The sequence below is a fragment of the Bradyrhizobium sp. CCGUVB1N3 genome (genome assembly GCF_024199925.1).
In the GTDB taxonomy this organism is placed as follows: domain Bacteria; phylum Pseudomonadota; class Alphaproteobacteria; order Rhizobiales; family Xanthobacteraceae; genus Bradyrhizobium.
On the sequence record NZ_JANADR010000001.1, the window covers coordinates 7,724,965 to 7,743,809 of the forward strand.

The window sequence follows — 18,845 nt, forward strand, 5'->3', positions numbered from 1 at the left end:
GAGTTGATCCGCCGCCGGCCGTACCCCGGCGGTCTTTAAGATGCCGTTGGGGTGCGTCATCGACGGACCTTTCTCCCGCACAGACGACTTCGCTGCCGGCCAGAAGCATGATCCGGACCCGAAGGGCCGCGTTAGCGCAAAGTGTGGAGCGGTTTTCCCTCGCGACAAACGCGGAAACGCGTTTGCGCGGAGATCATGCTCAAACAACAACCTAAAGCGCGATGACGATTCATCCTGATCTCATCGCGCTTTAGCTTACCTTACCGGGGGTATCGATCAGCCTCCACATTTTGGACGCCGACCCCCTTAAAGCTTGGGGCGGCAATGTTTTGCTCTGACGCAATCTTGGAGCAGCCCCCTTGTTTCTGCGCCGATTCATTTTTCTTGGATCAGATCGATTTTGCCAGGGCCGTACATTTGCCTGCCTGCCTGCCTGCCTGCCTGCCTGCCTGCCTGCCTGCCTGCCTGCCTGCCTGCCTGCCTGACGAGCGCGAGGCAGATGATCTGCTCCTTTCGTCTGTCTGTTGGACCAAGATGAGGTCATCGCGGCCGAATCGCCGCTTCATCACTCGAGCCGCCATGGGCCGAATGAGACAACGAGACTGGCGCGCCGAACGCGCTCCATCCACACTCCATTCTTCGACGTCGCGCGCGACGGTGACCTCAAAATCGCAGCTATCGACCCCCAGGAATAGCCGGACAAGCGCGAGGCTTGCAGTCTAATAGGAAAGGGTCTTGGAGGTTGTGATGCGCGTCGGGAGTTGCAGATCGTGCCGGTCACTGAGCGCATTCTTCGTTAGCGTCAAGCATTCGACCAAGCGTGCAAGGCCAAGAAGAGGCATGGGCCGCATAGAACCTTGCGGTCAATGGTAGCGCATCCTTGCTCTGGTTGAAAGAGAAGGTCAGTAGCCATGAGAACTTTGAAACCATCGACGCGCTCTCTTCGACGTGGCGTGATCATTTAGACAAGCGGAAGCGAGAGTTCGTTTGGTGTGGAATGGTGTGTGTTCTATTCTCGGTCTTCTGGGAAGAGTTCTTCTACGTCCTGAACACCTCGGAAAAAGTTCTCCTCTGTGTGGCCTTGGGACTAGCTTTCGGCAGATTGCGAATATGTGAAACCAGCAGAGCCGGAGCCGTTGCTGGTCGTTGCAAGATACGAGTTCACCTGCATCAAGCGCAGCCATTTCAGACGAGTCTTCCTGCAAATCCGCTTTGCGGACGCCGCATCATGAGCGTGATCGCTGTGAGGCGGCTCGCGGTGATCAGCACCGTGCACGCACCCGCTCGGCATGCCCGCCAGCGCCAGACGGGTGTCAACAGGCGGGCTCCAGCGGTTCTCCATCAGCTGATCCCGGATGAAGCGCAGCGTCGCCTGCCTGCCATGGAGCGGAGCGAAAGAAACTCGGCTGACAAGAGGAACACTCAGGTCGTCCTAACCTCGCGGTTCTGGAGACATTTGCGGGGTGGATGTCCGTGTCCGCGCTTAAGTGAGACCGTCATCACGCGACATTTTCCAGCTGTCGTGTTTCAATCGTGTTCGGCTCTAGACGCCGATGTCCAGAACCGAACACAGCGCGCAAGTCTATGCCGATGCGGTGCGAAGCCGATAGTTTTCGTTCTACTTCACGCAAGCCTCGTAGGACGTTTTTGATGGCACGCCAATTGCTGGACACGGAGAAGAATGAGCAGCACGTTGTGCTCCCACTGTCCAGGATTTGAAATGTGCGTGTTCGACCGGTCGTAAATCAATGCGATGGACGCTGCCTCCTTGAGTGCGGTCCCGCTGGAGGTTCGCTCCGGCATGCTGGTGCCGCTGTCGTTGTCCGTGCCGAACTATGACTGTTGGTGTCGCTGAAGTGAATAGCAACGCAGGATATGATCTGGATGGAGCCGAGGCAACCACTCTGTGTGCTCGCGCGAATTGCACCGCGCCTGTATCGACACCGAACCGAAGGTCGCCCCTCTGACGCCTGTGTATCGTCGCGCCCTGCCTTCGTACGATAGCTAAAGGAGACAAAAAGACATGCGCGCGCCAAGCTATTGCGAGGCTCTAGAGTTCGCGATCGACCGCTCGTACGACATCAACCTCGACATGCTGAGGGCTCGAAAACTACACCTTGACACCTACAATGATTACCTTGTCGGTACCTATCCACCTCTCAAAGCAATGGGTGAGCTGAATGCCGAAAGGCTGTTGAGCGAGATCACATCGTCGATCGATCTCTACTTTCACATCCCCTTCTGCAATCAGTATTGCACCTTTTGTCACTTCGCCAAGGAAATCAATCCACGTCCCGGGCGAGTGGAACGTTACCTGGCGGCTCTCGATAAAGAGATGAGTTGGTCGGACGCGGCGCTCGCCGGCCGATCTATCGAGACAGCTTTCTTTGGCGGCGGCACCCCGTCAATGCTGACAAATCCACAACTCAAAACGCTATTTGACATGATCAAACAGCGCTTTGATCTATCGAAGTCCGAAGTCAGCTTCGAATTGCATCCCTCTCTTGCAAAGCAGGTGGATGCCGCAGATCGCATTTCCACTCTGCTCAGTAATGGCGTAAACCGCTTCGTGCTGGGCGTTCAAAGTCTTGATCAAAACATTTTGCGCATATTGAATCGCGGTCACGGTGTGGGTGAGGTGAGTAAGCTCGTCAAATTGCTGAACAAGATGGGGGTTCAGAATCTATCGCTGGACCTCATCTATGGATTGCCGCAGCAAACGCTGCGGAGCTGGTACGACTCGCTCATCGGTCTATTGAATATGGGAGTGGAGAAATTCAACATATTTCCATTGTTGTTCAAATCGACGGACCCCATAGCTCGCCATTTGAGCAGAGGGCGATATCAATTCGCCGGGGCGAAGGAGCGCATCATCATGCATTTCATGGCGGAGCACATCCTCACGAGACTTGGCTATCGCCATGGTCCGATCTTCTTCTGGACCAAGAAGTCGCAGCCGCACTCCATTCAGCAGTGCCGCAAATACGATTCATGGAACGACAATAATCTGATCCCGTTTGGGGTTGGCGGATTTGGCTACGTGAGTCAGTGCCAGTTCTACAACGAGGCAGATTTAGGTCGCTACTTGCTTAGGGTCGAGCGTGGCGAGAAACCAGTGTGGAAGGGTATCGTCCTGTCGCAAGACGACCTGATGCGCAGAACGGTGATGCTGGCGTTGCGAAGTAGCGGAGTGTCGCTCTTCCGTTTCGAGAGGGAATTTGGCGTGTCCATGGAGCAATACTTTCGTCGCGAGCTCAAAAAGCTAAGTGAAGCGGGGCTCATCAGTATTTCAAACGAAGGCGTGCTCTCGCTAACCACTGCCGGCATCATCAATTCCGGAGCGGTGTCGCTGCAATTTTTCTCCAACCATGTGCTTGAGCGGGTCGCACGCACCGACAGCAGGATCTTAGATAAACGAAGTGATCTTATCGAGAAACACGACTACTCGCCGGCCGCCCGATATGGGGCGACCGCCGAAATGCAAGCTGTTTTTAGCCAAGGCCGGTGAGTGCGCGGTGGTCCTAAGCTACTAAATAGTGCTGATCTCAGCACTGGCGCCCCGAGCGCGTAGTTGAATGACCGGATTTTGAGGCCGTCGTCGCTCGTTTCGGGAACGATACGCGATGTGGTATTACGCGCCGCTGCTTCGCAACGCGGCTCCGCCGGCGGCTATGGCATGGCCGCGAATGACCGGTTCGGCGAACGCATAGGCGACGAATTCATCCGGCCGAAAGCCCTGGTGCTCGCGGCCGATCGCTCCCATCGCGCGTGCATCGCAGGCGCTGCTCAAGTCGCGTTTCGAAAGAAAGCGTCAATATCTTCTCTTCGGTAGACTTGGCCCCATGGGCAATGCGAGGCAGGCGAGAAGGATCAGGTAGACGGATAGGTGTCGTCTCATGATTCAAGTTTGTTATGGCGGTTGGCGGCGGTCGCATCGGTGGAACGGCGTGCTGCCGACAGAAATTCGTGCCACGATCACGAATCTCTGTGTCAGCCCCATCTTTGAAGGCTCGGCAACATGACGGCTGTTCCTGACGGCTTTGACCATCAAGGCAATATCCGACAGCTAAGCGCTCCCTTCCGAAAGCAGCCGTCAAGCAGAGCAGTTCAGGTAACACCTGAGGAATCGGGCAGCTCTCTGGCAGCTCACGTTGACGCCCGCAGGAGCTGGTTCGAACTACCGTTCCCGCTTTTTGATCCATGTAGATGGCCGCCTTCACTCGGCGAGCGTCAGCAGTCTGACGCTTTCATGCGGTTCGCGTTGATGCGTCGCCGCCGGTATCGGCGAGGAGGGCTGCAAGCGCCGCACATTGGCTGCGAATGTCGGGTATCGCGTTGATCTCCCAAAAGGCCGCGCGCGTGAGCGGACCCACCGCGAAGAGGTGGCGCGAAGTAGCGCCAGCGCGGCTGATGACCCCACAATTTCGATCAGTCTCAATGCCAATGCAGAGCGGATCGACACGGCATAGGCCACGGTCGAATAGACTGCGCACTGCCGGATTGAGCGTCGCGCGCGGATCTTTGACGATGCCGGTGCAATCGACGACCGCGCCAACCTGGATGTCGAGAGGATCGGAATGCCCCCGCAGGCGGTACTTGACTCTCGCGCCGGTATTGTTGGGCTCGATGCTGGTCACCTTTGCTGCCATCAGGGCAAGCTGACCTCTGTCAAGCACCTCGGCAATGCGCGCTTCGACTTCCGGAGCCATCCGATGCCGATGCACGTCCCACCAAGCGCGTGCGTGTTCGAGAAAGCGGCGTTTCGATGTCTGCGAAAGCTCATGCCACAGCCGCTGGGTGTAGGGCCGAAGGCCGTCGATGACGCTGCGCCAGTCGCCGCCTTGCGCCGCATTCCGGTCTATGTGGTCGCGAAGCCAGCGCAGCAGGTGATTAATGCTGGCGCCAAAGGGAACTTCCGCCTCCTCAATTCGCAAAGCATCGATGTGGCGGTGGGGTTTTGCGAGCAGACCGCGCCGTGATATCGCGATGATAAATCCACGATGGCCGTCGCGCAGCAACGATAGGACGTAGTCGACCATGGTAAGCCCCGTGCCGAGGATCAGTACGGTTGCCTCGGTGTCGATGTGAGCGGCCGACGGTGGCGCCCAGGGATTCGCATGAGCCGGCAGGTTGGCCCTCGTATCATGTCCGGTTGCGAGAACGACGTTGTCGGCCATGAGCGATCGGCCATCATCCAGCTTGACCGACACGCCGGCCGGACCCTCGTTAATATCGACGCAAGTCGCGTGCAGGATCGACAGACGCCGTGCGTCCGTCGGACCGGAAGTCTGCTGCTCAAGCAAACTGGCCATATAGTCGCCATAGATGCGCCGCGGCACGAAACAATAGGGATCGGGACACAGCGACGCGTCCGCGCTATGCGCGTTCAGCCAACGCCAGAAGTGATCTGGTTGGTCGGGTAGCGCGCTCATATTCGAGACGCGTACGTTGAGCAGGTGATCGGGGTTGCCCGTGTGATAGGCAATACCGCGTCCGATATCGGGACGTTGCTCGATCAGCGTGAGGCGTAGATCGCGAGTCGGCCGATGCAGCAATTGATAGGTCAGCAGGACGCCGCTGGCGCCGCCGCCGATGATGATTACGTGCCGCCTACTGGAACTCGTCATGTTATCACTCTACCGATCAACAGCTGGCACCACTGTGCGGTGCCAGGGCGGCTATTCTCTGAAATCTCATGATACGAGGCATCACCATCGATGTGGGGGGCGCAGGTGTCGCGCGCTGCTCAAAATCGCGCGCCTTTGACCTAGATATAGCCGACAGGTGCGAGCAATGCGGTTCAAGTAGGAAATTGTCTTGTAATTGTCATGTTGGTCGGTAGCTGCAGTGTTCAACTAGCCCAGATTATTTCCGCAATCGTTGAGTCATTCGACCAAGCTGGCAAAGCCAAAAATATATGCATATGGGTAACATAGAGCCCCCTTTTTCCAGTTCTCTCGATGATAGCAGGTCCTTGCTCTGGTCGAGAGAGAAAGTCGGCGGTTGGCGTAACTTTGAAATCATCAACACGCCCTGATCTCTTTTGTGGGAAGTCGTTATCGAGGCAAGATCGGAGAGAAAAATTCATTTTGCGTGAACCGTGTTGCCGAAGACGTTCAGCCTTCGACCTGGCGAAAGGTGTTTTGAATGCTCAGTGGGCGTCTCCGCTATCGTGACCGTTGCGGTTTCACGATCACGTCACCGGCGCGAACGGAAATGATCGAACAGTCGGTCAAGCCGATCATACACGTCCCCGTCCAGCGCCTCGGTCAGATGATAGCCTTCCCCTCACTACCGGGTCCACGCGATGATTTGGGCCGAAAAGTGGAAGAGTGAGTTTGTCGCCGGCCGAGCGACTTAGGTCGCCGCATCGACCGCGCCGTGACTAGCCGCAGGTCTCTGGGTGGCTAACTTGCTCGAACTTGATCTCGCTGCTACCGAAGACCTCTTGCTAGAGTACGGAAAGCTGAGGAATACGCGAATGTCCGGCCCAAGACCTGATATCGATCCGCATCCGCTCAGCCCTTATGTTGCCTGGGCGGGCAACCGCAACAAGGATCCGATCCTGAAAACGTTCGAAGAATTCTTTCCCACGCAAGGTGACGTGCTTGAGCTGGCGACAGGCGCTGGATTGCATATCAACTACTTCGCGCCTCATTTTCCGAACGTGCGATTTCAGCCCTCCGACTACGATCGAGACGTCTTTGCGTCCATCAAAAGATGCCGCGCCGGAGCCGGCAACAAGAACGTTGCCGATCCCATTCTCATTGATCTCACTGTCCCTGCGACTTGGCCAGGCGCCGATGAGCGGCTTTATGACGTCATCTTCGTCATCAACATCTTCCAGGTTGCGCCGGTCTCGATCGCCGATGGTGTCGCTGCGCTTGGCGCAAAACTTCTGAAGCCATCTGGTTTCGTGGCCATCTATGGTCCCTTCAAACTTGACGGGAAATACACCACGCCATCGAACCTGGCCTTCGACAGGGAGATTCGGGCGGCCGGTGTACCCGGATGGAGTCTCAAAGACGTACGGGACCTTCAGAGAGCGAACGAGAAGTATGGATTGACGCTCGATCAGAAGTTTGACCTACCAGCCAACAATTTCGTTCTGCTCTTCAGCAGATCCTGAAGGAGATGGCGCGGCCAGTCCTGGAACTTTCTACGCTGGCGCGTTGCGGAGCCAATTCGGTTATGTCAGAGCGATGATCCCGCGTGCCTGCAGGCAATTTAGCACCGTATCAGCCAACCGCTCTGGTTGCAGGCCTAGTGTCTTCAAATGGACCTCCGGCTCACTCGACGAATAGCGGACCGCTCGACAGCTTGAATGTCTGGCTACGGTGCGGCTGCAACCCGAACGCCGCCCACATTCGGCGGATCGTGGTGTGGGAAAAGCCGGTTTCCGCAGCCATCGAGCGGATCGACCAGTGCGTCGCGTCGGCTGGCGTCGTCCGCAACGTTCGTTCGATCACCGCGGCAACCTGATCGTCGTTGATGGTGCGAGGGCGGCCAGGGCGGGCCTCGTCGAGCAGGCCATCGCAGCGATCCTTCAAAAATCGGCGGCGCCATTTGCCAACGGTGTGCTCATGGAGCCCGAGTTCGGTAGCCACGGACTTGCTTGGCAGGCCATCCGCACACCGCAGTATCGCGCGGCACCGCTCAGATAGCGACCGGGTAACACGATGACGACGAACTTGCCTCTCCAAGTACGTCCGCTCCTGCTGACTCAGCACCAACGGCGCGGTCGGCCGTCCTCTCACACCTGCATTCGCCACAAGCGCTCTCCTTCAGAGCCCCCAGCGATCTTTTATGCGACGAACTTCTATTCCAGATGACTAGCTGTATGGAACATAATTCACGCCGCTGCGTTATCGCAGTGCAAGAGAATGACCGCCGCTCATTGCTCGTCGATCGGGGCGCCTCAGTGCATTCCGAACTCGTTAGCAGCGCGCCACAATTTGTTAACCGCGTGGTGCGGTGCAGAGGGGCGGCTTTTCGAGTGATGAAATTCCACCCTTCCTTCACGTAGCGCGCAGCGTAAGCCGCCGAACGGTCGACCTTGGTCGGATCCTTGCCGGAGAACGCGCCGCCGCCATGCGGGGCCGCGCCGCCGTAGGTGTCGACGATGATCTTGCGGCCGGTCAGGCCGGTGTCGCCGTCGGGACCGCCGATGTAGAACTTGCCGGTCGGGTTGATGTGCCAGATGGTCTTGCCGTTGATCCAGTCCTTCGACAGCGCCTCGCGCACATAGGGCTCGACGATGTCGCGAACCTGGTTGGAGGTGAGGTCTTCGACCAGATGCTGGTGCGAGACCACGATCTCGCGCACGCCGACCGGCTTGCCGTTCTCGTATTGCACGGTGACCTGGCTCTTGGAGTCCGGGCCCAAGACCTTCTCGCGGCCGGAGTGGCGCGCTTCGGAGATCAGCCGCAGGATCTTGTGGGCGTAGAAAATCGGTTCCGGCATCAGGTCGGGCGTCTCGTTGGTGGCGTAGCCGAACATGATACCCTGGTCGCCTGCGCCCTCTTCCTTGACCTCGCCCGGCTGAAGCGCATCGACGCCCTGCGCGATGTCGGCCGACTGCGGATGCAGGAGGATCTCGATATCCGCGGTCTTCCAGTGAAAACCTTCCTGCTCGTAGCCGATGTCCTTGATCGCGCCGCGCACGACGCTCTCGATCTGCTCGTTGGTGACCGATGCGGGACCACGGGTCTCGCCCGCGATCACGACCTTGTTGGTGGTCGCGAGCGTTTCGCAGGCCGCGCGGATCTGCCACGGGTCAATGCTGGCTTTCGGTCCTTCGCGGTAGAACAGATCGACGATCTCATCGGAGATCCGGTCGCAGACCTTGTCCGGATGGCCTTCAGACACGGACTCGCTGGTGAAGAGATAGGACGCTCGCATCAGTAACCCCTTGTCCCGCCCCGTTGGGCGGTCGTTTGCGATGTTTACTTTTGGATTATGTCAGTCACGCCGGCGCGAGATGACGTAGGATTCGTCGTAAAACCAGAGCCCGTTGTGCTTGCGCAGCACGTCCCTGGCGGCATCCAGAGTGCGGCCGTTTTGAGTCATTTCTGTCAACCGGTCGTCCTCAATCTCTGGCGGCAAATCGACCTAGTGGCGATCACACAAGCGCGTGCCACATCCCGCCAGGATGCGGCCCGGAATCGTTGGTCGAAGGAAGCTCTATTCTATCGGCGCTCGTGAAACCAAAATTCAGCTCCACTCGTTCAGAGTTGCGGTCAGGCGCCGCAAGCCCCTGCCAAGTCTCTCAAGATCAATGCCGTAGGAAAGCCGGAGACTGTTGGTGCGCCGAAGCTGTGCCCGAGACTGTTGCGACACCAGCGTTCATCAACAACGGTGTCGGCATTGAATTCTCCGCTGTCGCCGGTGGCGCGCCGCTGAAGCCCGCAGAGATCCGTGCTAAGAGACGAGCATTGTCGAAATTTCCGAAGCCGGTATCGCCGTCGACGAGTACCGGCAGCTTGCTCGAGTCCACGATGCGTCGACCACGTCGACGAGTTGGCTCCAAGGGGCCTCATTGGCATCGCGGAAGCCGAGAGAGGACGCAATTGACAGGCCTGACGCCCAGAGAGCTTTGAAGCCTGCGCGCTGGGCGATTGCTCCGGAAAGTCCATCATGGGCTTCCATAATAAAGGAGAGGTCATGGTTCGAGCAAATCTGAGGTTGAAGCATATCGCCAGGTGGCGAGTTAACACCTTGATCGGGTTCGGTTGCGCGAACAAATCTATGTTGCACGCCGAGTATCCTAGGAGGCGTGACCTGCGCCGCCTTGACTAGGCACTGACTGGCACGTCTGCGTGATCTCGATCAATTGCTAGCGTTGGTAGTTGACCGGAGCACAACGTTGGATGTCGACAACAGTGACGAGGGATCGCTCGCGAGCGTGACAGCCCCGCAGGTTTGCGTGGTCAGCCTTTGGGAGTGCCAGAAGGTATTCGTTTGCCGCGTCTGAAGTTCCTCAACGGATGTCGGAGCTACGCAAATCGCGCTGTCGCAATCCCGACGTAGGTCGCAGTGCTTCAAGTCGGTCAAAATCTGGCGATCACTTCAAGTGCTTGTGGTTGGCGACGAATTGTCGCGTGGGCCGTGAGTGGTATGACACTTGCTGCTCTCATCTCCGAGCCTTGCAAAGTTCTCGGAGGAGCGCATGCACAGCGTCATCTGCGTCAAATGGGTTCCCGAGTCCACGCGAATTCGCGTGCGGCCTCTCACCAATATCAGCCAGCGCCCGAGCGGTGACAGTCATGGCTCGCCTCGAACGGCTCTTGTTAGAAGGGGTGCTGGACCTGCGCGAAGAGCTCGATGGCGAAATCACTTTCCTCACAGTAACACGCGCAGGCGAACTAGATTCCTTTCCCACGGCGTTGTCCTTGCCTGCCGTGCTCTTTGGCGATCCCGTATTCGCCGGCGGCGGCTCACCGCCGATCAGCTATGCGTCGGCGGTCGCGATCCCCAAGAATTTGCAGCAGATATAGTCCGGCCGAGCTTGTTGTCGCCCGCAAGCAGATCGTCAATCGTGAGTTCAAACAGCCAGGTCCCGGCATCAGCCCGACTTGCGCACTGGAGTTCACGCAACTGGTCAAAAATGGGGGGGAGAGACTCGCCGCGCGAGCGATCGAGTGACCGACTAATGCTCGACCGCCGGATCGGGCGACCCTCAAGTCCATTCAATCTAGGGCGGAATATCGGCCAGGCGTATCCCGCACGATCTACCATCGGTCGGGCGTCGAGGGAATTACGCAGACACCGCGATCCAAACCGGCTCAAACGCGCGGACGTTCCGACTTCGCCAGTGTCGGCATCGTATGCAGATCTAATCTGCGCTGATCCGCTTGCGGTCCGCGGCTGTCGCGGCATTTGCGCGACCGCATGGTGAACTGGAACAGGTTGCGAGCTAGTCTGCGTCCGAAACAAGCTCAGTCGAACGGCGCAATAGCGGCCTTCTGGCGATCGCGTGAGGCGCCATATGAATCTCTTCAGCTTCGTCGAATGCGCGAACCAAACGCAATCTCTGAAAGCGCTGTTTGATCTGCTTGTGAGCTGTGCAAGTCAAGAGGGCTTCACAGAGGTCACTTACGGAGCGCTCACGTTCGCGGAGCCGCTTCGTCTACCGGGGTGCCCACCGCCTCTGGTAGCAATGAAGGCTCCGACTGATTGGTGTCAGCGCTATTTGGAACGCAAGTACTATACCGTCGATCCGGTGGTGCGGCGGACACCGATGTTTGCGGGACCATTTCTATGGGACGAACTCGCCAAAGAATATCCGCTGCAGGCATGTGAGCAACGCGTACTGGAGGAGGCCAGAGAGGCAGGCCTGAAGCGTGGCATCAGCGTGCCACTATTTGGGCCATCAGGCCGAATATCTGTGGTGTCATTCGCGTCCCGTTTTGATGATGCCGATCCTCAGGCGAATGTGAAGCGTCTCAAAGCGCTGGCGTGGCACTTCCATGTTGCATTTGCGGACATCGCAAGGCCCACCGACAGCGCCTGCGATAGGAAAGTGACCCTATCGGAGCGCGAAAAGGATTGCCTACGATGGGTGGCGGAGGGCAAATCGTCCTGGGAAATCGGTAAGATACTGAATGTTAGTGAGAATACCGTGAATTTTCATCTTAAGAACGCAATACGAAAGCTCGGCACGGCGAATCGGACTCAAGCCCTGGTAAAGGCGCTTCGTCTTGGTCTTATTGAATTGTCGGCGCCTGCGTTGGCAACGCCGAATGGTCGCCTAGCTGGTGTGGCGTCCGCTCGCAGGACTCCCCATGAATGTGGTGAACTGAAATCTGAGAAGGAGCGCGCCTCGCGGCGGTATGGGCTCAAACGGCTGCGCTTGTCGCCTGAATCGCCCCGAACGTCTACTGGGGCGTGACTGCGACCGATTGGCGCTGCCATTCGTTCGGCCGTCGTCAGTAGATGTGCCTGTCCTGGTGAACATTTACCGCGCTCGCAAGATCGCTTGCGCTGCAGCATCGCCGGGCCGACTGCACGTCTGGCCATTCTTGATAGCTGGTAGTGCAAAATGCGACTAGGCAATGTGAGAGTTCCTGAAGTAGCGGCGTTCGATGATGCGGCAAAAATATTGCGGCGAGATGGATTTGGTTTTCGGGAGCGAATATGCCTTGCCCAGGTGCTCCTCGCACTATTCGAATGCTACCGGCGTACACTGCAGATCGCACATCATCGCCACTTTGCCGATCACGCCAAAGAGCTGGTTTAGGTGTACTTCGCGGGCAGGATGACGTCCGCTTTTTGGTTGCCGGAATGCAAACCGCCGGAATTGATGCTTCCAATACAGCAAAAAGCAGCAACGTGCATACAAGCCCATTTTTAGTCGCTCGATTACCGAAACCGAAGCTTTTGCGGATACCGACACTGACACGTCGAGCGTAGTATTGAACCGATCATATCATCGCGCCTTGCGCGCTCGGTGTCGTTCAGCACTTCCGCACCGACGTCTCCCCGGGCCCTCGGAACGGACCTCAAATATATTGAAGCTGGCACTTTCCAAAAAAAGGCACGCAAGTGCCGACATCCAAATGAATAGCTCAAAGAGCCCCGGCCCAAGGGTCGGAGCTCTCGATCGCGATTGCAGGTGAGAAGATCGTTATTTGAGGACGACAGGCCAGCCAAACTTGTAATTGAGCCGCGCGGTTAGGAGATCGAAATCTTGGAGGATGCGATCGTTCCCAAGCGTACCACCTCCAACGGCTGCGAAGCTCACGTCGCTGGTCGGCATGAACACGTGGTCGTACTCGACACCAGCTGACCAGTTCGGCGTCAGGTTGATCTCGAGCCCAGCACCAACGGCGCCCCCCCAACGTGTGGTGTCCGCGCTGCCAAGCTGCGTGCCTGGAGGAACGGAGTTGATCTGATAGTTGCTGCTCACTACGGCGGCGCCCCCTTTGGCATAGAGCAGCACGTTGCTGATGGCATAACCGATCTGGCCAGTCATCAAGCCAAACGCGTCTACCCTCGTGTGATTGCTATTAGCCGGAAAGGCCGTGCTGACATTGGAGCCGTTGAAATCGGCCCAGTTGCCCTGGCCTTCGACGCCAAGCACTGTCTGGCCGATCTGCCAGCGATAACCGATCTGCCCGCCGACCGTACCGCCGCTTGCGTCGTGGGAGCCCTCAGGGGTCGTGCCTGCGAAATCCCAGGAGCTATGGCTCGAACCCCAGCCGCCGTTGATACCAGCATAGAAACCACTCCAGTCGTAGAGCGCGACCGCGACCGGTGCCGGCGTCGGTGGCGCCTTGGTGTAGACGGGCTGTGCAGCGAGATCCGCAGCGAATGCAGGCGCCGCAGCGCTGAGTGCGACGATGCTCGCAGTCATAAGCAACAAGTTCTTCATTTCGAGCTTCTTCCATTAGAGGGCCCCCGGCCGCGCGCGTCATAACAGCGCCACCGCGAATTGCTGTAACTGCGGCGCAACATTCACTCTCAAAGAATCGGCTTGATTCTGACGCTGCGTGAGGTTGTACGCTTGAATATCACTAACAATGAACGCAGCGATCTGTATCAGATGCGTACAGGAGTTTCGACAATGTAATTGGTGGCGGTGTGTCGAAGCTCGTTGACGAAGGACGGCCACCGTATGCGTTCGGTGATGGACAACAATAGGAGTGCGCCACGAGTGAATTTAGATGTCAATGACAACTCGTGTGCTTTCCTCGAAGCTGTCGTGTCCATCTGTGAGGATAAGCGCGGCGTGGATGCCATGCTGTATCGGCAATTGGTTCATGGAGAGCTGCGTGGTGGGTCATCACCGCCTCCATCGCACCGACAGGCCGCGCGCGAAATGATTCCCTATACTGAACCGGACTAGCAGCTCGATAATGCTTTGCTGCATGCGTAGCAGCGAACGTCAGAGTGCCGATGAACTGTGCGTCTTCGGCCCTTCAGACACAGCGATATCTGAGATGGATGGAGCGCAGGTCTCCGATGGGGTCGTGAACCTGGCAATGCACATTTTGGGAGCAACTTCCTTTTTCGATCTGATCCCTACGAGTCCAATTTGCGCCACGGGATGAGCATGCTGACTTGTTTTTTGTATTGGCCGTACTGCTCCCCAAACAGCTGGAGAAGATCCTGCTCTTCGAAGAAAATCCCGACAAAGATGTAGGTGGTGGTCACGGCTGCAAACATTAAATGCCCGATTGTCATCACTGGCGCAGCCCAGAGCGCGATGATGAAGCCGAGATAGATGGGATGTCGCACGAATTGGTAGTACAGCGGCGTCCGGAACTGCTGCGCGACTATGCCGCGCCCCCTGAGATTGGCGATAACGTGACGCAGTCCGAACAATTCGAAATGATCGATCAGGAAGGTGCTGGCGAACACCAGCGTCCAGCCGATGAATGATAGGGTCCCAATCATTACGGATACGTCGGGGTCCTCGACGTGCCAAATAACCGCTGGAAGCGGCCGCCACTGCCAGAATAGCAACATGAGGCAAAGGCTCGCGATTAGCACGTAAGTACTTCGTTCGATGTAGTTCGGGACATATCGTGTCCACCAGTTCTTGAACCACTTGCGCGCCATGCCGGTGTGCTGGATGGCAAACAGAGCCATCAACAACGTGTTTATGGAAAGCGCGTCGACGACGGACGTGTAAGGCCCCGTGTCAATCGTCTTTGGCACGCCTATGCCGCTTACGAAGCCGACAGTGTAGACAATGGTGACAAGAAAAGCCGCGTAAGCGAGCAAGCCGTATAGAACAGCGATCAATCGTAATGATCGATTCTGGGAAGCTGCGTGGCCGATGGACTTCACCTTAAGCATGGATTGACTCCGCTTTCAGGAAATGGCTTGCCTAATGCGTCCGTGATGCAGCTTATGCGGCCAAATGATTATCAACAAAGAGCCGCCGACCGTATGCAGAGAGCGCAGATTCAACTAAGGAAAGCGCGGTCTGATTATCCTCAGAACGACACGAGAATGAGCAGATCTCATCAAGAACTCCTGGCGCAGTGCGGTGCGAGCAACATTGGCTGCGGGGCCTTCGTCTTCGTCCCAGCAAGGGGCGTGCCGATCGCGGAAGAGCGGCGCATCTTGCCCCGACGCGAGAACGCGCGTGCCAGCGGCGGCCCCAAACGAAGAATGCTGAGGCTTGTTGGATTTCTGACACCGCCGTAGTCATCGATTACGGCTTGGCAAGATGGACACCTAGTTGGCGCCAGTCGCCCCTCGAACCGCGCCCGCGCGAGTTCTGACGATGATGCGCCCTATGGCGACTCGGTTTCGTAGTGCTCTAATGAGCTTCATCGATCGATGCGCCGGTGGCGCTCGAGTTGGCATGTCCGGAGTTCCAACGCCTTGCTCTCGTCATTGGGATTGACTCCGTCAGCGGGCGAAGCAGGCCGCAGATTGTTTCGAATCGCTCATCGCACTGGATGACGACCGCGGCATGGCGGTGCGGCCCGGCTTTGTTGCGCATTGGGAGCGGATCGATGGTCAGTCGCCGCGGCTTTCCGTTTTCACGATACCAAGTCGGCTGACATGCTTTCAGCTTTTCGGTCCCGACCATTTGGCGAGGTCTCGATGTAACAGAATGACTGAGGCGCGGCAGTCGCTCGATCAACTCGAGTAGAGGACCGCTAACCCGTCACCTGATCGCAGACGCTAAGAGCTGTGAAACACTCCTCGATCAGCATCGTCGGCGCTCCGGCTACGGCTATTTCGTGTTTCTTGGCCACTTTCGAAAAGCGGCTGTTTCGCCGCGTTCGAGCAAGGGATGCAAAGCACGCCCCGCATCCCCTAAGGCTCCCGCCCGTGGCCCATTCACATAAGGCGGCGATCTGAACAGCTATCATAGGCCTGCTATTCAAATGCGCAGAAGCGCGCCTCAGGCCGTGCAAGGCCCTGAGCCGCCGACAATCGCAGTGCTGTTGTGGGAAAGAAGAGCTTGAAGTGACTGGCGCGTCAGGTTGTAGGCTGGAGTCAAAATAATGTGGGCGTTGGCAGCGTTAAAAGCTCAGTTGATGCTAACATTGGAGTGATTTGTGGTTGAAGGAACTTCGCCGACAGAGCCGCCAGGGCTCGGAAAGCCATCGCTCTCCGCTCCAGATGATGATCCCTATCTCCGGCTGGAAGAGATAGAGGGCTCGCGGGCACTTGACTTTGTCGAGCAGCAGAATGGCAAAACTTTGCAGGTGTTCGGCGGAGCGACATTCACGCAGGATCGCGACGAGTTGGCTTCGATCTACGACCGGGCGGACAATATACCGTATGTCAGCCGGCACGGCGACCATCTCTACAACCTTTGGAAAGATGCCGATAGTCCGCGGGGCCTCTGGCGTCGGACGACTTTAGAAGAATTTCGAAAGTCCAAGCCCTCATGGGACGTTCTACTCGATATGGATCGGCTCGCGGCCATTGAAGGCGAGGACTGGCTTGTAAGCTGGACTGCCATGCTGCCTGGTAGCTCGCAAGTCATGCTCGCTCTGTCACGGGGCGGCAGCGATACCGTGACGCTGCGCGAGTTCGACATGGCCACGAAGAGTTTTGTGCCCGATGGTTTTGTGCTTGAGGAAGCGAAGAGCAGTGCCACTTGGGTCGATCAGGACAAGCTGCTGGTGTCCAGCGCCTATGGCAAGGGCATGGCGACAGTTTCGGGCTATGCCCGGACCGTCCGATTGTGGCACCGCGCTGACCCCATCGAACGAGCGGCCGTGGTGTTTGAGACGACCGCCGATCGCATCGGCGTCAGCTGCACGATCGATCGAACCGGCCAAGAAAAACGCGTCTGGTTCACCGAACAGCTGAATTTCTTCAATTCCCACACATGGCTAGGAACCGAGTCGGGGGCGAAGATCAAGCTCGACCTTCCTACCGATATCTGGCTCCAGGCGCATCAGGATTGGCTCGCGGTCAAGCTCCGCTCGGCTGCGACAATCGCCGGAGTGATCTACCCGGCCGATACCCTGATCGGCATATCGTTGAGCTCCTTTCTTGCCGGGAAGCGCAATTTCGCGGTCCTTTTTGTGGCAAGCCCGCGGCGAGCACTGCAGAGAGTTTTTTGGTCCGCCGGCAAGCTTATACTCTCCGTCCTCGACGAGCTAAGGCCGGTGTTCGGGATCTGCACGCCATCCGCCTCCACCTGGAGCCGCGAGCGGCTGAGTGCGCTTCCCGATATCGGCGTCGTTGATGTCTGGCCACTTGATCGCGATCCATCCGAGAGCAATGGTGACCTGCTTGCGAGGATCCAGGATCCGCTCACGCCTCCGTTACTGATGCTTTTGGAGCAGGGTGTCGCCAGTCCAGCCGTGCTGAAGGAGGCGCCGAAGACCTTTGTTGCTGATGGTCTGGTGGTCACTCAGCATGAGGCGATCTCGGTCGACGGCGAGCGCATTCCGTATGTGCAGACCGGCCCGAAACAGGAGACGGGCGAAGCGCCCGTCCATATGAGCGGTTACGGCGGGTTCGGCATCTCAGTGAAGCCGTACTACAATTCCGCGCTCGGCAAGCTGTGGCTCGAGCGTGGGGGCACCACGGTGCAGGCACATTTGCGCGGCGGCGGCGAGTTCGGCACGCGATGGCACGATGCTGGACGCCTCGCCGGCAAGCCGCTCTCCCACGATGATTTCGCGAGCGTTGCGGCCGACCTTGTCCGCCGCGGCGTCACACAGGCAAAACGGATCGCGGCCGAGGGCGGATCGAACGGCGGCATTCTCATCAGCAATATGCTGACGCGGTACCCTGAGCGTTTCGGCGCGCTGTTCTGCACCATCCCACTGATCGACATGCGCCGGTACACCAAGCTGCTCGCGGGCGCGAGTTGGATCGCGGAATTTGGCGATCCTGACAAGCCCGAGGAATGGGAATGGCTCAAGACCTATTCCGCCTACCATATCGCCAAGCCCGGGCAAGACTACCCGCCGATCCTGATCGCCACGACGCGGCGGGACGATCGCGTTCATCCCGGGCACGCTCGCAAGATGGTCGCCAAGCTTCAGGCGATGGGCTATGAGGCTTATCTCTACGAGCCGGATGCTGGCGGTCATGGCTATGGCCGGGACAACAAGGAGTATGCCAGCTTTCAGGTGCTGGGCTCCAATTCCTAAAAAGCAAGATCGGCTGGCTGGACGCGTAGGCTTAAGCGAGCTTCGTCCCTGCGATCCCTCAAACCAGCCTGAAATTGCTGGCCGGAGTTTTTGGCGACCCGGACAGCGCGAGGCGCCGAATCGAGCGCGGGCTTCTCGAGTACTCTTCGCAACGCTCGTTCAGCATTGCGTCCGTGCAAATCAATGTGTAAGGCCCAGATTTATACTTACCAGTGACATATTCGCGTGGCCAGCAGCTAGATTAGCTTCGATCTAGATGGGCCGCTCCTGAGCTTGGAAAAAGTGACGGATATCCGATGGGTTCAGGAGGCCTTGCGCATGCAACCCACGCATGCTTGGCAGTTCCACTTTATCCCTGCTAGATGCGTGCTCAGAAAATGCCAAGGGAGTTATTATGGCCAAGACGCTGAACAGGAAGATTGTACGTCGTGAGTACACGAAGACTGACGTGAAGGAACTGCGTGCACATTCGAAGGCGAAAACACCCGTTACAAAAATCGCGAGGCTTACAAAGCGAACCACCGGATCGCTGCGTCAGAAGGCGCGAAAGTTGGGGATCCCGCTCGGACACCGACGGTAGTCAGCGCGCAGCGAGGGTAGAAGCACCGCGCGGAAGCACCTGAAGTCGAAGTACATCGGCCGGAAGAAGCTCAGCATCATCCGAGTTCGGCGTCATGCACTCACCGCCATTTTCCACCGGCCGTGCCCGTGAGGCCAGCTCGTGCGGAACGCAAGGCGCTGCCGACCAACCGTATGACGGCA

At 57.8% G+C, this 18,845-nt stretch carries 9 protein-coding genes and 4 pseudogenes; 5 read left to right on the forward strand and 8 right to left on the reverse strand.

Going from position 1 to position 18,845, the window contains the following annotated elements:
• Positions 1-1,087: 1,087 nt before the first annotated feature.
• Positions 1,088-1,342 carry a hypothetical protein gene (locus NLM33_RS36675; protein WP_254103317.1) on the reverse strand — a complete coding sequence of 85 codons (255 nt, stop codon included), beginning with the start codon at positions 1,340-1,342 and terminating at the stop codon, positions 1,088-1,090.
• Positions 1,343-2,023: 681 nt separating this feature from the next.
• Here NLM33_RS36675 and NLM33_RS36680 point away from each other — a divergent pair.
• Complete coding sequence (locus tag NLM33_RS36680; protein WP_254103318.1) at positions 2,024-3,508, forward strand: coproporphyrinogen-III oxidase family protein; 1,485 nt, start codon at positions 2,024-2,026, stop codon at positions 3,506-3,508.
• A 123-nt stretch (positions 3,509-3,631) separates the two neighbouring features.
• Here the strand turns inward: NLM33_RS36680 and NLM33_RS36685 are convergent, their stop codons facing one another.
• Positions 3,632-3,763, reverse strand: a complete 132-nt coding sequence (locus NLM33_RS36685; RefSeq protein WP_254103319.1) for a DUF930 domain-containing protein — start codon at positions 3,761-3,763, stop codon at positions 3,632-3,634.
• A 484-nt stretch (positions 3,764-4,247) separates the two neighbouring features.
• Positions 4,248-5,627 carry an FAD/NAD(P)-binding protein gene (locus NLM33_RS36690; protein WP_254103320.1) on the reverse strand — a complete coding sequence of 460 codons (1,380 nt, stop codon included), beginning with the start codon at positions 5,625-5,627 and terminating at the stop codon, positions 4,248-4,250.
• 854 nt (positions 5,628-6,481) lie between these two features.
• Here NLM33_RS36690 and NLM33_RS36695 point away from each other — a divergent pair.
• The gene (locus NLM33_RS36695) at positions 6,482-7,129 is read left to right on the forward strand and encodes a DUF938 domain-containing protein (RefSeq protein ID WP_254106084.1); all 648 of its coding nucleotides are present in this window, start codon (positions 6,482-6,484) and stop codon (positions 7,127-7,129) included.
• A 163-nt stretch (positions 7,130-7,292) separates the two neighbouring features.
• Here NLM33_RS36695 and NLM33_RS36700 read toward each other — a convergent pair.
• The 3 pseudogenes from NLM33_RS36700 to NLM33_RS36710 all read right to left on the reverse strand — a co-directional run.
• Positions 7,293-7,772 (reverse strand): annotated as a pseudogene (locus NLM33_RS36700) (helix-turn-helix domain-containing protein); the annotation flags it as partial.
• 247 nt (positions 7,773-8,019) lie between these two features.
• A pseudogene (metK, locus tag NLM33_RS36705) lies at positions 8,020-8,901 on the reverse strand (methionine adenosyltransferase); the annotation flags it as partial.
• 514 nt (positions 8,902-9,415) lie between these two features.
• Positions 9,416-9,693, reverse strand: a pseudogene (locus tag NLM33_RS36710) (isocitrate lyase/phosphoenolpyruvate mutase family protein); the annotation flags it as partial.
• 572 nt (positions 9,694-10,265) lie between these two features.
• Between NLM33_RS36710 and NLM33_RS36715 the strand changes: the two are divergent.
• Positions 10,266-10,496: a hypothetical protein gene (locus NLM33_RS36715; protein WP_254103321.1), complete on the forward strand. Its 231-nt coding sequence runs from the start codon at positions 10,266-10,268 to the stop codon at positions 10,494-10,496.
• 491 nt (positions 10,497-10,987) lie between these two features.
• Positions 10,988-11,890 carry a LuxR family transcriptional regulator gene (locus tag NLM33_RS36720; protein WP_254103322.1) on the forward strand — a complete coding sequence of 301 codons (903 nt, stop codon included), beginning with the start codon at positions 10,988-10,990 and terminating at the stop codon, positions 11,888-11,890.
• A gap of 735 nt (positions 11,891-12,625) precedes the next feature.
• Here NLM33_RS36720 and NLM33_RS36725 read toward each other — a convergent pair.
• Complete coding sequence (locus NLM33_RS36725; protein WP_254103323.1) at positions 12,626-13,372, reverse strand: outer membrane protein; 747 nt, start codon at positions 13,370-13,372, stop codon at positions 12,626-12,628.
• Positions 13,373-14,022: 650 nt separating this feature from the next.
• Entirely contained in the window at positions 14,023-14,802 is a 780-nt protein-coding gene (mddA, locus tag NLM33_RS36730) for a methanethiol S-methyltransferase (protein WP_254103324.1), read from the reverse strand.
• A gap of 1,220 nt (positions 14,803-16,022) precedes the next feature.
• Between mddA and NLM33_RS36735 the strand changes: the two are divergent.
• Positions 16,023-18,112, forward strand: a pseudogene (locus NLM33_RS36735) (prolyl oligopeptidase family protein).
• Positions 18,113-18,845: the final 733 nt, after the last annotated feature.

Bases quoted from the DNA above. Each gene is read 5' to 3' on its own strand.
- NLM33_RS36675 (WP_254103317.1), bottom strand. From the start codon at position 1,342: ATGGAGAACCGCTGGAGCCCGCCTGTTGACACCCGTCTGGCGCTGGCG.
- NLM33_RS36685 (WP_254103319.1), bottom strand. From the start codon at position 3,763: ATGGGAGCGATCGGCCGCGAGCACCAGGGCTTTCGGCCGGATGAATTC.
- NLM33_RS36720 (WP_254103322.1), top strand. From the start codon at position 10,988: ATGAATCTCTTCAGCTTCGTCGAATGCGCGAACCAAACGCAATCTCTG.
- NLM33_RS36695 (WP_254106084.1), top strand. From the start codon at position 6,482: ATGTCCGGCCCAAGACCTGATATCGATCCGCATCCGCTCAGCCCTTAT.
- NLM33_RS36690 (WP_254103320.1), bottom strand. From the start codon at position 5,627: ATGACGAGTTCCAGTAGGCGGCACGTAATCATCATCGGCGGCGGCGCC.
- NLM33_RS36680 (WP_254103318.1), top strand. From the start codon at position 2,024: ATGCGCGCGCCAAGCTATTGCGAGGCTCTAGAGTTCGCGATCGACCGC.
- NLM33_RS36715 (WP_254103321.1), top strand. From the start codon at position 10,266: ATGGCTCGCCTCGAACGGCTCTTGTTAGAAGGGGTGCTGGACCTGCGC.
- NLM33_RS36725 (WP_254103323.1), bottom strand. From the start codon at position 13,372: ATGAAGAACTTGTTGCTTATGACTGCGAGCATCGTCGCACTCAGCGCT.
- mddA (WP_254103324.1), bottom strand. From the start codon at position 14,802: ATGCTTAAGGTGAAGTCCATCGGCCACGCAGCTTCCCAGAATCGATCA.